Genomic DNA, 407 nt, shown 5'->3' with positions numbered 1-407 from the left:
ATCAGGATGGAAGTGCAGCGTCAATCAGGATGAGAGAGCTTCGCCGGGCTCGTGACGTAGGGAGGGCGTAGCCCGACCGGAGTTACGAGCCCGGCGACGGCGCGATCCGAGTGGACCGCGCCGTCTGGTGATCGCGGCTGGCCGGTGATGGATGGTTCTTCTCGCCAAAGAGGAATCACCCGTTGCCAGGCTGCCATCTCACCGATCACCAGATGAGGCTCTACATGAAGTTCCGTCAAACCAATTCGCCGCCCGTGGCGGCCGCGAAGGTGTCGTTCAGTTCGTCGACCGCTTATCGGCTCGAGAAAGATCTGCGTCTTCCGTCGCAAAAGAAGTCACCGCGGCAAAGGCGCCGGCCGGATCCCTTGGCCAACGTCTTCGACCTGGAGGTCGTGCCGATGCTGAAG

1 pseudogene is annotated in these 407 nt (G+C 61.9%); it reads left to right on the top strand.

What is annotated here, in order from left to right:
• Positions 1–182: 182 nt before the first annotated feature.
• Positions 183–407, top strand: a pseudogene (locus AC0L2O_RS36420) (IS21 family transposase); the annotation flags it as partial.

Source organism: Bradyrhizobium sp. Kon10, assembly GCF_055807395.1.
The sequence above is the reverse complement of the archived record's forward strand: the minus strand, read 5'-3'. Positions and strand labels throughout refer to the sequence as shown.